The sequence below is a fragment of the Pseudoalteromonas sp. S327 genome (assembly GCF_005886415.1).
Taxonomy (GTDB): domain Bacteria; phylum Pseudomonadota; class Gammaproteobacteria; order Enterobacterales; family Alteromonadaceae; genus Pseudoalteromonas; species Pseudoalteromonas atlantica.
On sequence record NZ_PNDP01000009.1, the window covers coordinates 11714 to 27629 of the forward strand.

The 15916-nt window shown below is 40.7% G+C and carries 10 protein-coding genes and 1 pseudogene; 2 read left to right on the forward strand and 9 right to left on the reverse strand.

Translation table 11 applies throughout. The features are described from left to right. Positions 1-5: 5 nt before the first annotated feature. The 5 genes and pseudogenes from galK to CWB60_RS03870 form a co-directional block, all read right to left on the reverse strand. Positions 6-1160: pseudogene (gene galK, locus CWB60_RS21160) on the reverse strand (galactokinase). Then, positions 1157-2212, reverse strand: coding sequence for a UDP-glucose--hexose-1-phosphate uridylyltransferase (locus CWB60_RS03855; protein ID WP_138576760.1), 1056 nt, complete (start codon positions 2210-2212; stop codon positions 1157-1159). Before CWB60_RS03855 ends, galK begins: the two are co-directional and overlap by 4 nt. Before the next feature lie 11 nt (positions 2213-2223). After that, the gene (locus CWB60_RS03860; protein WP_138576762.1) at positions 2224-3312 is read right to left on the reverse strand and encodes a glycoside hydrolase family 117 protein; all 1089 of its coding nucleotides are present in this window, start codon (positions 3310-3312) and stop codon (positions 2224-2226) included. A 9-nt stretch (positions 3313-3321) separates the two neighbouring features. Next, the gene (locus CWB60_RS03865; protein ID WP_138576764.1) at positions 3322-4260 is read right to left on the reverse strand and encodes a sugar kinase; all 939 of its coding nucleotides are present in this window, start codon (positions 4258-4260) and stop codon (positions 3322-3324) included. Beyond that, positions 4257-5852: an MFS transporter gene (locus tag CWB60_RS03870; protein WP_138576766.1), complete on the reverse strand. Its 1596-nt coding sequence runs from the start codon at positions 5850-5852 to the stop codon at positions 4257-4259. The genes CWB60_RS03865 and CWB60_RS03870 overlap by 4 nt, the downstream gene beginning before the upstream one ends. Before the next feature lie 324 nt (positions 5853-6176). On the opposite strand from CWB60_RS03870, the gene CWB60_RS03875 reads away from it, so the two are divergent. Both CWB60_RS03875 and CWB60_RS03880 read left to right on the forward strand, forming a co-directional pair. After that, complete coding sequence (locus tag CWB60_RS03875; protein ID WP_138576768.1) at positions 6177-8513, forward strand: beta-galactosidase; 2337 nt, start codon at positions 6177-6179, stop codon at positions 8511-8513. A gap of 105 nt (positions 8514-8618) precedes the next feature. Then, the gene (locus tag CWB60_RS03880) at positions 8619-9233 is read left to right on the forward strand and encodes a GntR family transcriptional regulator (protein ID WP_096041592.1); all 615 of its coding nucleotides are present in this window, start codon (positions 8619-8621) and stop codon (positions 9231-9233) included. Between the two features lie 236 nt (positions 9234-9469). On the opposite strand, the gene CWB60_RS03885 is transcribed toward CWB60_RS03880, so the two are convergent. The 4 genes from CWB60_RS03885 to CWB60_RS03900 form a co-directional block, all read right to left on the reverse strand. Then, positions 9470-10480: a Gfo/Idh/MocA family protein gene (locus CWB60_RS03885; protein WP_138576770.1), complete on the reverse strand. Its 1011-nt coding sequence runs from the start codon at positions 10478-10480 to the stop codon at positions 9470-9472. A 103-nt stretch (positions 10481-10583) separates the two neighbouring features. Continuing rightward, positions 10584-11303: a SapC family protein gene (locus CWB60_RS03890; protein WP_138576772.1), complete on the reverse strand. Its 720-nt coding sequence runs from the start codon at positions 11301-11303 to the stop codon at positions 10584-10586. A 33-nt stretch (positions 11304-11336) separates the two neighbouring features. Next, positions 11337-12905, reverse strand: a complete 1569-nt coding sequence (locus tag CWB60_RS03895) for a tryptophan halogenase family protein (protein ID WP_138576774.1) — start codon at positions 12903-12905, stop codon at positions 11337-11339. Positions 12906-12980: 75 nt separating this feature from the next. After that, the gene (locus tag CWB60_RS03900; RefSeq protein WP_138576776.1) at positions 12981-15752 is read right to left on the reverse strand and encodes a TonB-dependent receptor; all 2772 of its coding nucleotides are present in this window, start codon (positions 15750-15752) and stop codon (positions 12981-12983) included. Between the last annotated feature and the right edge of the window lie 164 nt (positions 15753-15916).

Sequence of the window (15916 nt, forward strand, 5' to 3'; positions counted from 1 at the left end):
TCTCCTTATGCACTAATAAGTGATACACCTGTTGAAGGTACGCTTGTGTATATTGTTTCTTTTAATCCAGTTTGCTGCTCGTACTGCGATTCAATAGCGTAAATTACATCCTTTACTAAAACCTTAGGAACAAATGCAACCACACACCCACCAAAACCACCGCCCGTCATTCTTACGCCGCCATGTGTATTAATTACATTTGCAATAATATCCACAAGAAAATCAATTTCTGGTGTCGTGATTTCGAACAAATCACGCATGGATTCATGGCTTTGCATCATCAGTTTGCTTAATGCTGTGGTGTCGTTATTACTAAACGCGTCCATTGCCTCTAGAGTTCGCGCATTTTCATACACTATATGCTCAACACGTTTTGCAACATCTGCTTTTAAGGTATGCTTTTGCGCCTCAAACTCCTCAATACTAACCTCACGTAAGCTTGATTTAGCTAAGGCCTCAGCACCTTCATAACACTGCTCGCGGCGTAAGTTGTATTCGCTATCTAGCAAGCCACGCTTAACGTTAGAGTTAATCATCAAAATGCTCATGCTTGGGTCTATACCCACTTCAATTAAATCAAGTGAGCGGCAGTCAATACCCAGTGCTTGCCCCCGCTTACCACATGCTGAAATAAGCTGATCCATTATCCCGCAGTTGCATCCCACAAAATTGTTTTCTGCAGCTTGCGCAATTTTGGCTATCTATTTTCGCTCAATAGACAAATCACATAAATGATTAAACGCATAGGTAATACCCACCTCAAGGGAGGCCGAAGAACTAAGGCCTGCGCCCTGGGGTACATCACCGCTGATACAGATATCGCTACCACTTAGTGTATAGCCGCTTTTTTGTAATTCATTTACTACACCGCGCACGTAGTTACTCCACGTTTGAGTGCTGTGGCTATTAAGCTCAGTATTAATAAAAAACGAATCTGTTTGATTATTACAATCTAGTGCAAGTACATTTACTTTATCGTCATCTCGCGCCGACACCGCAATAAAAGTGGCGTATTCAATAGCGCAAGGTAGTACAAACCCGTCATTATAATCTGTATGTTCACCAATTAAATTGACACGCCCAGGAGCTTTAACTATAAAGTCTGCTTCGCGTCCATAGTGATTAATAAAAGCTAAACGTACGCTATGCTCAACATTCATTTCTTGTTCTCTTTATAATGAGTGAGTGATTGTTTTTTTAATATAGTTGCGGCTTGCTCTGGGGTTATATCGCGCTGCGCTTCAGCCATCATTTCATAACCCACCATAAACTTTTTAACAGTTGCAGAGCGTAACAGTGGCGGGAAGAACTGGCCGTGTAATTGCCAACATGAGTCATCTTGGTCATCATATGGCGCACCATGCCAACCCATTGAATAAGCAAATGAACATTGAAACAAATTGTCATATTTGACTGTGATTTGTTTGATCACCTCAGCTAAACTCGCTTGCTGGACTGTTGTTAAATCAGTCATTCTGGTTATCGCAAAGCGCGGTAATAGAAGCGTTTCAAATGGCCACGCAGCCCAATAAGGCACAACCACTAGCCAGTCATCATTGATGCAGACAACGCGCTCCTGTAATTCCACTTCTCGTTTGGCATAATCAAGCAATAAGTTTGACCCATGCTGATGGGTGTATTGTTGTAAGTTAACCTGCTTACGCTCGACTAAGCTAGGTAGCTGGTGTTGCGCCCAAATTTGGCCATGCGGGTGCGGATTAGAGCAACCCATTACAGCGCCTTTGTTTTCAAACACTTGTACCCAGCGGTAGGTCTGTGATAGCTCTTTACATTGCTGCTGCCACGTTGCCACCACATTGGTAATTTCAGCCAAAGACAATTCAGGCAAGGTTTTCGAATGATCCGGCGAAAAGCAGATTACTCGTGCAGTACCGCGCTCAGTTTGCATACTAAATAATGGATCATCAAACGCAACACCAGGTACATCTTCACGTAGTGCAGCAAAGTCATTGGTAAAAACAAACGTCCCTTCATAATCAGGGTTTACTTCACCATTGATCCGAGTATTGCCTTTACATAAAAAACAGTTTTCGTCATAGGCAGGTTTGATTTCATGATCGACACTCTCTTCTTGGCCCTGCCAAGGGCGTTTAGCTCTATGCGGTGAGACCAATACGGATTCCCCTAATAAAGGGTTAAATCGGCGGTGTGGGTGTTCAGTAGGGTCAAATTGGCTGTTTTGATTATTCATTACTGAAAGCCTTAATTACTATTTTGAAATGTGCCGGCATCAAGCACTTGCTTACGCGGTGTAAAACGGCAAATATAATTCCAATTCCAACTAGCATCATATTTATGACACAGCCCCCAGCTAAGACCTGGCGCAGGGTTTTCATCAAAACCTTTGCTTGGGCGGTATAAACCAATGGCTTCAGGCCCGCCTTTAATATGCGCCATTATTTCAAAGTTAATACCGTCTTTTGCAAATTGAATGGTATTTTTTTCAGGGCCGTCGGTTGTCAACAGGCTGGCAATTCCGCCTCTGAAGTTCCATACCACCACTTCATGACCACTGTTAGAGATAGGGTTAAACTCTGATTTTACATACGGGCCCATTACGTCATCAGCAATTGCAACACCATGTTTGATTTCACGCCCGCCAAAGTTCATCCCCTCTCCTTGCGTTTCACCTTTGTAATACAAGTAAAATTTATTTTGGAAAAACACTAAACATGGATCGTGTACTTTATGGCTATCAAAACTGCCTTTTTTACTAACGGCAAAGCGGTTGTCTTCATACCCAGACCACACACCATCTTTACTTGGGCTAACGATTGGCGCAGCTGACTTGTACCATGGGCCAAAAGGAGAATCGGCCTGAGCAATGGCAATATGCTCGTATTGACGGTTGGTATAAGGTGTTTCAACTGTTTGATAAACCAAATAATACTTACCTAGATGAGCAAATACTTCAGGTGTAAATACGGCACGATCATCATATTCACCGGCTTTACCACGTGCAATAGCAACGCCTTGCTCTTGCCACGTAATACTGTCTTTCGATGTGGCATGCCACACTTGTGTTAAATCCCACGGAAATACTTTTGCCTCGGGATCATTTGCATTAAAACCTAACGTTTCGCCTTCGCCTTTGGTGTACCAACAATGGTAAAGCCCATCTATATATAAAACTGATGACGGATCACGGCGAATAACCCCTTCTTGATAAGCAAAATCACCTTTTAATGGTGTTACATCAAACTCTGTTAACCATTGAGGACCTCGGCTGTCATAGCCTCTTTCGATTGCTCGGCGGCTCGCTAAACTTAATTTTTGTTGATTATCAGACATGTCTATTCCTTACTTTGCACTGTTTAATTTAAGCGCTTGGTAAACCTCAAAAGGTAAAATGGCGCCTTGATGTTGCACAACGTGTGAGGCAACTTTATCAGCCATGTGTAATGCGGTTTGTGGTTCATGAAGAGTCATTCTGGCCGCTAAGTAAGTGCCGGCAAAAGAGTCGCCTGCCGCGGTGCTGTCAACTTGCTGTGGCGCAGGATTAAATGAGCACTGTGCCGTTAAGCTATTTTCGCAAAACACCTGCATGCCTTTATCACCGGCTTTTACTATCACTTCATTAACAGCAAATTGTTGGCAATACTGGACTATTTCGCCAATATCCGTGTGGCCAAATAAGGTGTGGTGGTCATCAAGCCCAGGCAATACGAGATCACTGATTTGGTATGCGCGCTCTAACCAGTCAATTGCATGCTCTTTTGATTGCCACATACGGGCACGGTAATTAGGGTCAAACGCAATGGTGCAGCCTTGTCGTTTTAAACTAGCTAATAAATCGAGCAATGCTTGTTTAGATTCATCATCAAGAATGGCTAAACTAATACCACTAAAAAACACCCAATCATTCGCGCCTAAACCTAAATCAAATGGCTTGGCAGCAAACAGTTGCATCATATGTTTAGCAGCAGATTGATTGCGCCAATAATCAAAACCACGCTCACCTTGTTGATCTGTTGAAATCGCGTAGATCCCCACATTATGCGTAGCCGTTTTTATTACTTGCTGAGCGCTAATGCCTTCTTGTTGCCATTTTTTCAGCATGTTGACACTTAATACGTCTTCACCAACCGCTGTAAATAATTCACAATTTAGCTGCTGTGCAAAACGCTTGGCGTAAACTAAAGCGTTATACGTATCTCCGGCAAACGATTGCTTGCATTCACTGATCCCTTGAGGAACCAGCTCCACCATACATTCGCCTATCGCTAATAAAGTACTCACACACCCTCCAATACTTTTTTAGCTGATACACCGGCTAATTGCTCTTCAATTTCTTCAATCGACTTGTTTTTCGTCTCTGGCATAATTTTATAAAGTAAGACAAAACCAATCACGCCACTAATGCTATAAAACAAAAAGATATTCGCCGCACCAAAGTTATTTAATTGCCAAGGGAAAAACTGCTGAACTAAGTAGCTGACAACACTTGCAATAAAGGCAAACGTTGGAATTGCAACACCACGGATACGGGTTGGAAATATTTCAGAAAAAATCACCCACATTATAGGCCCGATTGAAAAATGAAACGCGGCAATAAAACCTGCAATACCGAGTGAAATAAGTGGAGCATTAATTGTTGCCGCACGTTGAATTAAATCACTTTCAAAACCTTGTAATTGGGTTGCAGAGAACACCGTGGCCAAAGCACGTTTAAACTCAACATCACTGTGATATACCTGACCAATTAATTGCTCTAACCCAGTCACTGTATTTAAGCTCGAAAATTCAGCAATATGCTCTGCTGATAGACTATACTCGGCCTGACTAAAGCCGATATAACACATAAATAAGCTCAACGTTGCTGTTGCTAAACCGCCAATCACTAAAGGTCGACGGCCAAGCTTATCAATCAAAACAATAGCCACCACTGTAAACACAATACTAACCAAACCAATTAACACCGCATTTAAAAATGCCGCATCAGTCCCCACACCCAACTGCTCAAACACGGTTGGCGCATAAAACATAATGGCGTTAATCCCAGTGACTTGCTGTACCAATGCTATTGTTAACGCAATAATCACAGCGGCACGAACACGACTATCAAGTAACTGTTTGAATGAAGCTAGATAGCTACCGCTATCTGAGTAGTCGGTTAAACTCGACTTTATAGTCTGCAGTTGTTCAGCGGCCAGCGTACTACATTTGGTTAAGCGTAATAACACTGCTTTTGCACGTGTTTCGTTGCCTTTCATTACTAACCAGCGAGGGCTTTGCGGAATGGTAAATAACAATAAAAACCAAATAACAGCAGGAATAACTTCAACACCCAGCATCCAACGCCATAAGTTATCTTGCATTGCATAAGTGCTGACCCATTGATAACTACTTTGCGAAAGTTCAACGAGTAAGTAATTTGCGAAATAGGCTGCAGATAAACCGACAACAATATTTATTTGGATCATAGAAACCAGCTTGCCACGATACTTAGCTGGGGCTACTTCGCCAATATACATTGCAGCCACTGATAAAGACGTAAATGCCAACCCTCCAATAAAACGTGCAATCACTAACGCTTCGTAACTTTGCGCTAATACCGAAGAAATAGCTGAAAATATATAAATGAATGCAATGCCAATCAGTGTATTTTTACGACCAAATACGTTACATATGTACCCGGTGATCAATAAAGCGAATAACACGCCAAAACCAGGAGCGCTTACCACAGTGCCTATTTGTATATCAGTTAAATTAAACTCAGCAGAGACAAAACGAACCGTTCCTGAGATCAAAGCAGCATCTAAGCCAAAAATAAAACCGCCAAAGGCGACCACCAAGGCGAAAAAGAACACATTACGGTTGCTACCATTCATACATCTTTATCCAATTTTGTTGTTATCATTGTGTGTATTAATTGAGAAATTAACAATCAAAGTATGCCACCCTTAAAATTGTTAACAATTAACCATGAGCGATTCATTTGAGGTTATTTCATAATTAACTCGTATGCAACATATATTTTGAAAAAACTAGCAAATTCGATTTGTGCTTATATTTTTTTGAAACTTTTAAATCATTTAAAATCAATAAATTATAATAGAATAACGGCAACACAATAAATTGTACTTTGTTAACAATTTTCAATTTGTTGTTTTTCGTGTATGGTGTGTTAAATACTTAAATAAGGTTGGACAACAATGAAACATAAAAAAAATCTAGCTGTAACTGCATTCCTACTCGCTCTCACAGGATGTAATCAGCAGACAAACAGCGTGTCAGAGCCTGTGGCAGCCCAAGCAACAAACACCAGCAAAACCCTACTGCAGCTGTTAGATGATGCCCAGCATACTGCTAACACCGCCGTACAAATAAAAACCAGCGGCGCAAGAGTCACCAATGATGCCGATGTGATTAATGTTGCATTTGATTCAGAGCAAAACCTCTATTCAGGTATCACATTAACCCCAGATACCCCATGGGATTGGAGCCAATTCAAAGATTTCAATATTGCCTTTGAACTTGCAAACCCAGGCCAACATTCAGTACAAATTTACTTAGATATCTCAGATATTGATGGTGCTAATTATACCCGCACAGTGAATGTACCTATCGGCGGCTTTAATACTTATTATGCCAAACTTGATGGTCATGATTTAGCTACTCCTGAAGGAGAAGAAAATGTAGAGCTTAACTTTACCTCAGGCTTACGCTCTAACCCTGCAACATGGCAATCCGATGAAACTCAGTTTATCTCTATGTGGGGCAAAAAGAACTTAAACCTTAAAGGGATCACTAAAATTTCTTTGAGTGTACAAAGCGCATTGCATGATAAAGCTTTACAAATAAAATCAATCGATTTACGTACCAATCCAGAATTCGATACAGAATTTTTAACCCACATTGTTGATAAATTTGGTCAAAATGCAAAACAAGACTTTGCCTACAAAGTAGACTCTGAAGCCGAGTTAATAGCAGATAAAAAACAAGAAGCGCAACAGCTGCTATCACAGCGTCCAGCAGATCGCTCACGCTTTGGCGGTTGGGCACAAGGGCCAAAACTTGAAGGAACAGGCTACTTCAGAACAGCAAAATACAAGGGTAAATGGTCGCTGGTTGACCCAGACGGTTACCTTTATTTGGCAACGGGTTTAGATATTATTCGTCTTGCCAATTCCACTACCTTAACTGGCTATGATTTTGACCAATCCCTATTCAAAAGTGCCAATGAATCAGGTTTAACACCGGAAGATTCTAAAGGCTTAAACCAAGTGAATAAAGAAGCCCTAGCAAGTCGCTTTGTCGCATCAAAAGTACGTAAAGACCTGTTTGAATGGTTGCCCAGTTACGATGAGCCAATGGGTAAACACTATGGTTACCGTAAGAGTGCTCACTCTGGTCCACTCGCTCATGGTGAAACTTACAGCTTTTATTCTGCCAACCTTGAGCGTAAATATGGTCAAAACAATAACGACTATATGCAAAAATGGCGTGAAGTAACCTTAAAACGCATGATCACATGGGGCTTTACTTCACTAGGTAACTGGACAGATCCAAGCTACTACGATAATCAGCAAGTTCCCTACTTTGCTAATGGCTGGATCATCGGCGACTTTAAAACCGTTTCGAGCGGTAATGACTTTTGGGGTGCAATGCCTGACGTATTCGACCCGCATTTTACAGAGCGTGCCAATATTACAGTAGAAAATGTGGCTAAAGAGGTTAAAAACTCTCCTTGGGCAGTAGGCGTGTTTATTGATAACGAAAAAAGCTTTGGTCGCCCTGATTCAGTGCAAAGCCATTATGGTATCGTGATCAACACCCTAGGCAGAGACGCCGCCACAGTGCCAACTAAAGCTGAATTCTCACGTTTAATGAGACAAAAATACACTGACATAAACGAACTCAATAAAGTGTGGCATTTAAATTTAGCCTCATGGCAAGAGTTTGATAAAGGCGTGAAAGTGGATGTTAAAAACAGCGACCAACTGGCTGACTTTTCAATTATGCTAAGCGCTTACGCCGATAAATATTTTAGCGTTATTGATGCAGCTATGGATAAATACTTACCTAATCACTTGTACTTAGGCGCACGTTTTCCTGATTGGGGAATGCCCATTGAAGTCGTTAGAGCATCAGCAAAGCATGTTGATGTGATAAGCTTTAATGCATACAAAGAAGGCATTAAACCTAAAAAATGGGAATTCTTAAGCGAATTCGACAAGCCAACTATTATTGGTGAGTTCCATGTAGGCGCATCAGATTCTGGCCTATTCCACCCAGGTCTTATCCATGCGTCAAATCAACAAGACCGTGCTAAAATGTACACAGATTACATGCGTTCAGTGATTGATAACCCATACTTTATTGGTGCTCACTGGTTCCAATACATAGACTCACCTATTACAGGACGAGCTTATGATGGAGAAAACTATAACGTTGGCTTTATTACAGTCACAGATCGCCCCTATACTGAAATGGTCGAAGCGGCAAAAACTATAAACAACGAAATGTACGAGCGTCGATTTAAAAAATAAGCTTAAATAGTGGTCTATTGTAATGTGTTGACAATAGACCATTCGCTTTTTTTTATATACACTAAGTAAAGAAAAACAAAGCATAAAATAAACGTAGGAAAAAATATGGCCGCAACTAAACCAACAAAAATTTTATCTGTAAAAGATCAGATAGCTGAGCAGCTACGTTCAGATATTATTTCTGGTGAGATGCCCCCACAAACTAAATTAAATGAAAAAGAATTAGCAGAACGATTTGGCCTATCTCGTGGCCCTATCCGCGATGTTATACTGCAATTAACGAAAGAAGGTTTATTGATTTCACGTAATAACTGTGGCGCATCAGTAAACAGTGTACTCGACCCTAAACTGCAAAAGCTAATGATCAAACTTCGCCGCAGTATCGAAGAATATGCCGTAACCGAGTTAAACGGCAGTTTAAATGAGCAACACTTTGCAGATTTAGAAGATATCTTAGCTTCGTTACAAGATGCCTTGGAACGTGAAGATTACACTGAAGTCACAAAAATCGATATCTCGTTTCATCAATATTTAATTTACCAAGCCGGTGGTGAAGAGCTGGTTAATATTTGGTATCCGTATGTCATGCGTATGCGTTTAAATTACAAACGTATTACCTCAAGTTCTGAGTGTGTTAACGAACACCGTGCAATTCTTGAAGCCCTAAAAGCCCAAGATAGCGCCACTGCAATCAAAGCGATTAAACACAATATCAAGTAATGAAATAAATTTTATGCTGAATTAAAGCCGCTGCAAAGTGGCTTTTTTAGTTTTAAAGCCAATAAAACCCCTTTAAGTTATTATTCACAAAGAGATTATGAGGCGCTGCGCTTAAGAGAAGACATTTAAACCCACCATATAATTCATTCGCCATCACTACTCATGGTTATAGCATCCGCCAATAAAACCTGAATCTCATAATATTGATTTATCGTTTCGCTCAAAGCTAAGTAGCGTCAAACATTCTGAGCAGTAACCAAATGCTGATAACCATTGGCTATCAACGCTTGCTCCATTATCTCAATGACTGCGCGACTGTTAGCATGAGGTATCACATCAGATTCTAACTTGTTCGTTAAGATAAGCGTTGAAATATGCTCTATCTCAAACTCAAAGCTTTCCCCTGTACTATCAATTTCAATTTTTTGTTTGGCTCCATAGTGCGTGATCTCAATAATTTGGGGGTTCCACCATTTTTCATGGATGATAATCTCAACATTTGGGCCTGATAAAACAGCTTTACTTGGTAAGTTTCTGGTTATTGAAGCTGATAGATTACCTTGTACCTTGGTGTTAAATACAAAGGAGACCATTTCATCAACGGCTGATATTGGATTATCTCGCGTAATATTTACCAAGGGTTTCTGTAGAGGAATATTTAACTGGCGACAAATATCGACATATAGCCATAGAGGATATACCCCAACGTCTAATGTGGCACCTCCACACTGTTTTGGATCAAATAGACGATTAGTATTATTAAACTCATTCTTAGTACCAAATGAAGCCTCAATACGAGTAATTGCCAGATTATGACTTTTAATAAATTTAAGCAGTTCACGATAAGCAGGAAAAGTAACTGATTTCATTGCCTCAATAAGCAAAAGGTTTTTACTCTTTGCTAAATTGAGCATTTCATCCCAATCTTTGACATTAGTAAAGGCTGGCTTCTCTACAAAAACATGCTTATTATGGGCTAAAAATAAAGCTACCAACTCTTTGTGGCATGGATGAATAGTCGCCACATAAACAACATCGACGTGTGGATTTTCTGCTAGCGATTTATAATCACCATACGCAGTCTGGCAAGCGAACTCATTGGCAAATTTATCCGCTCTTTCTTGAGAGCGCGATGCAACAGCATATAACTCGGCATTATTTACATTATTTTTTAAATCGAAAGCAAAACGATGCGCAATGCTACCAAGCCCGGCAACTCCCCAACGTACTGTTTTATTTTTATTCATCTAAATCCTATTGCCTTTAGCTATAGATTATTAATAGGCTCAAGTACTTCAATTGATTTAACAAGCCACCTATTGAGTTTTCACCACTATATGCTCGGTTGTTTTAAGGTGTTTCGTTAAGCCAGCCTATTAACTTTTGTATATGCCCTGTTGAAGAGATAATCATATAACAAGCTTGCAGATAGCCCATTTCGTGTAGTGACTGAAGCGCGTGTGCATCAAGCTGCGCCAATGCTTGTTCGTTAATGGCGTATAAGCCATTATAAGTTTGCTTTTCGCCATGTTGAGTCAGGCTCAGTTGTACGGCTTCTAGCAACTCATGCTCTAGCAAGGTTGTAATAAACGCGCTAGTGCGCTTATTACCGTGCATTAATGTCATTAACTGCTCACAAACAGCATTCAAGTAAGCTGTGGGCTCTCCTTGCTGATCAAAAATCCGCTCTCCAGTGTTTTCATTAACCCGTGGGTGATCTTGGTGAATAAGCACCGCTAAATCGTTATCCGTAGGCTCGGTTATCGTGGCATCACGTAGACCTAGTTTAAACGGCTGGCGCTTGATGTGCAGCGGAATGTATTGCGCTCGCCAACGTCCTTGCTGCAAAAATAGGTTCTCTCCCGCTGTAAAGCCGGTTAAAACAAACAGTTCAAACTGGCCTGTCTGTGGGTTTTTCATAAAATACACAGGGTAATCTAGCACCAATTGTTTTAGCTCATCAGCCACTATGGGAATGTAATTAATATTGTCACCAAATTCAGCACTTGGCGCATTGTTTATGTATAAGTTTGCGTGTGTTTTTTTATCTAATAATGTTGCGTTTGTCATCGTAAAGTTGCTCATTTAAATGCGGTGATTTAGCTAAATTTTTTGTAAACCATACTGCTTGATTTGTTTTAATAATGTGCGGTTATCCGGTAATTTACTCACTAATTCAGCCGTGTCTTTGGTATTTTTAGCTGCTAGATTGCGCGCTTTTTTAATCGCGCGAGGATGATTACCATAATGGGTCGTCGCCGTTTTAAAGCCCATGCCATACAGTACGTATTGGTAGCTTGCTGCCGGAAATACCTCGACAGAATAATCAAAGTGGTTGTCATTAGGGATATGTGTTCGCCATAATGCTAGGTTACCTTGTAAGCTTTGCGGGATACTTTGCTCAGCGCAATGTCGCTGCCAAAAAAGGCTATCGGTTCGCTCACTTAACATGTAGTGCAGCTTTAAAAAATCGATAATACGCTGCCAACGATAGCTAAAGGTGCGATTAAATCGTGCGGCAGTTATATCCATGACTTGCCGGTTAGCTGGTAATTGCTCTGCTATAAAGTTAGCGGATATTTCCACCAGCAATAAGGCCGACGCCTCTAATGGCTCTAAAAATCCAGCCGACAAACCAATTGCCACACAGTTTTTGTGCCAAAACTTTTCTCTGTGTCCTGGTTCAAAACTAATTTTTTTCACATTAAAGTCAGCCCGCTTAGCGGGCGAGATGTTTAAGTAATCAAAAAGCTGCTCTTTGGCCTCTTGCTCACTGATATGGCGGCTTGAGTAAACGTGCCCTACTCCACGACGTGTCTGCAAGCCAATATCCCATATCCAACCTGCTGTTTGTGCTGTAGAGATGGTGTGTGAACTAATCACCTGAGTTTCATCGTCATACGGCATGTGTACTGCTAATGCGCTATCAGCAAACAAAATGTCTTTGCATGATTTAAAGCCGATTTTTAAATTTTCACCTAATAGTAAAGATTTAAACCCTGAGCAATCTATATATAAATCGCCGCAAAGCGCCGTGTTATTATCCAAACTTAAGGAGTGTATATCGCCATTAGCGTTATTATTTACCGATAAAACACTGGCCACTACATGTGTTACGTTTAAGTGGTTAATGCAATGATTTTTTAAAAATGTGGCAAATAGGCCTGCATCTAAATGATATGCGTAATTTGCCACACCACTGTATTGTGGAGTTGTTAGGGCTTTAGGCGCTAGGTTGTGCTCACACAATGCGTGTTGTGGGCAAACAAAATTTGCAAAATGGTTATGCGGTGCTGCTGAGTCAGTGTCTTGGCGAAGCCAAGCTGCCGCTAAATCATTATCTGCAAACCCTTGTGGCATCATTAACGGGTGGTAGTAAAAGTCGTTTTCTTTTGTGCTATGCCAGTTGGCAAATTTGGCACCTTGTTTAAATGATACATTACATTGATTAATAAACTGTGCTTCATCAACCCCCATATTTTGTAACGTTCTGCGCATGGTCGGCCATGTGCCCTCACCGACGCCAACCGTTGCTATATCAGCTGATTCAACTAATGTAATGTGATAATTAAGACTGTGATGTTTTTTTAAATAGGCTGCAATAATCCCTGCACTTAACCAACCAGCGGTTCCACCACCGACTATTACAATTGATTTTAATGTGTCATTCATAGCAACCTCTATTATTGCTATATAGCCAATAAAAAGAGCAAGACTAGCAGTGCCTTGCTCTTTAAATTTAGCTTATTACCACTTAGCCGTGAAACCAATGCTATAACGTGGACCATATTGCTCAGCAGAGATCAATTGCTCGCTAAAGCGACCATGACGACGAACGGTTTCGTCAGTCAAGTTCAACGCATCGAAATTAACTGAGTACGATTCATTAATGGTGTAATTAAAGTTGAAGTCTAGCTGACCATAGGCTTCAGTAAACGTAGGCTCTGTTCCAAGCGAAAGTAAAAACTCGTCGCGCCAGTTATAAGCAAGACGCACTTCGAAGTCGTCATTCTCATAAAAACCAACAAGATTACCAGAGTCACTCAAGCCTGCCAGTGCAATAGTTTGATCAAAGTTATACGGATCAAACTCTTCATCACTATTAACTATGGTATAGTTAGCAACAACACCAAAACCTGTATCTTCAATCATGTACTGACCATTTAATTCCCAACCATCTACTTCACGATTTTGTAGGTTATCAGGTGTTGAGATATCAAAGGTAACAACCGGATCAGACGGTTGGCTCAAACAATCTGGGTTAGGCTCATCGCTGCTGTCAGGGCAGCCAGGACGCGGGTTTACACTTGGGTCGCGCAGCGGCTCACCGTTAATGTCATCAAGTGTGCCTTGTACCACCCCTGCGCCTATAAAGTTTTCAACAAACTTTTTAAAGTAACCTACAGATGCATAGCTGCCATCATCACCATACCACTCAAACGAGAAGTCAAAGTTATCTGAGGTAATAGGTAATAGATTTGGATTACCCTGTGAGGCATCAAATGGACCTCCAGGACGTGCATTAATTGTGGTAGATGGGAACATAGCATCAATACCTGCACGAGCTAACGTTCTACTGTATGAAAAACGTGCTTTATAGCCGTTATCTAGATCAGCACTTAAATCAAGGTTTGGTAAAATACGCGTGTATTCACCTTCCAGCTCTTGGGGTGTGGCTTCATCTGCATACACAGGGCGTAGCTCTTCAGCATGGCGATAGTTAAGCGCGATGATCGCTGGTTTCACAGAATAACCGGTTACATCCGTGCTTTCATAACGTACCCCAACATTCATATCAATTGGAATATTATTAAACTCGGTACTTACATCTAATGACACATAAAACGCTAGTGTTTGTTCTTGTACACCATTAGTAGAAACATTAGGCTCTAAAAATAGACCTTCGTTTTTAACAATATCCACAAAGTCATGGGCACTGTATCTTGGCATATAAGGAAATAGCTGATCAGAACCTGAAAAACCATCAGCAAAACCTGCTGCGTCATCAAACGTCAACCCTAAGCTATCTAACGGAATATCTACAAATGAGAATTGCTCGGATAAATAAGTATCAATTTGATAATCCGTGTACATAGCGCCAAAATGAATCGCTGAAATTGCACCGCTGTTTAAGTTTTCCCACATACCACTGGCGTGATATTGCTTGATATTGTTTTTCATCTCGTAGCCGCGGCGCTGATATAAATCAGATACGATATTATCAGGATTATAAGCACCGCCCGATAATGATGAGTCATCAATAGTAATACTGGGCACTTCAGTTGCGAAGTTAGCACCAATCAAATCAACTGAACCAGGCACATTTTTTAAATTTGCAATTGTTTCGGCCGTTGTACCGTCAGGGTTCGAATGAGAGGTTGAATCATGGGTATCAAAGCTTAATTTAAGTGAATCAGATGCTTGCCACGCTAAGTTTAAACCAAAAGAGTCGTTTTCTTTTTTCTCGTAAAGCTCCCATGCCCAAAAGTTAAGCTCATCATTGGCATTGGTGATATCCACTAAAGTACCATTTTGATCTGCTGTACCGCCTGGATTATCAAACCAAAACGACATTTTATTGGTTTCACTGATCTCTTCAAAACGCGATAAAGTGTAGTCAAACGTAGCAGTTATATTATCTGTAGGGGCAAATTGTAATACTAATTGAGCGTTATCACGGGTACGCTCCGTTTCAAAACGCTCCATTTCTGGGGTCCAAGGCACCCAATAGGTCCCTGTGGGGTTTACTGATGTGTCAATAGCGCTGCTATCTACACCATCTGGGTTAGCGCGATTTTTAACCCACCCCTGCGACGTACCAACGCGTTCACGACCACTTTCACGCTCTGAGTGAGAAACTGACAACAATACCCCAAACATATCATAAGCAAATGTTTGGCTGATCATGCCGGATATTTCAGGTGTAACATTGGATTTTTCTGAACTGGTGTCTTTTATCGCTTTAACATTCGCGAACGCTTTAAAGCCGTCGTAATCAAATGGTTTGGCGGTATTAATATCAATGGTTGCACCAATACCACCCGATGCGACATTCGCTTTACCTGTTTTATAAACAGTTACACCAGAGACACTTTCAGCTGCAATTTCTCTAAAATTAAAACTACGTGACACGCCGGCTTCTTGTAATACCGACGAATTCGGCATTTGGCGGCCATTTAAAGTCACTAAGTTAAAGCTAGGACCAAAGCCACGCACTGTTACTTGGTTACCTTCGTTATTGGCTCTATCAATAGATACGCCGCTAATACGCTGTAATGATTCTGCTAAATTAGTATCAGGTAATTTACCGATATCCTCTGCCGAAATGGCATCAACCACACCCGATGAAGTTTGTTTGATTGATGCAGATTTACTAAGAGCACTTCTGATACCGGTTACTTGTATAACTTCTAAATCATTTTGCGCTGCTGTATCGTTTTGTTGCTCAGCATTAGCCAATGTGGATGTGAGTAGCATAGCTGCGCAAATCGCATTTAATTTAAATTGTGTGTGAGTCATTTTTGCACCTAAATAATGTGTTTGTAGAGTGTAATTGTTGTTTAATATTTAACGAGATGCCTTATTGTTACCATAACATTGTTAACAATTAACTTTACAGTAAAGTAACTTTGCTACATAAGTCAAATAAATTGCGTATTTATTTTACAATTTATGGGCGTTTT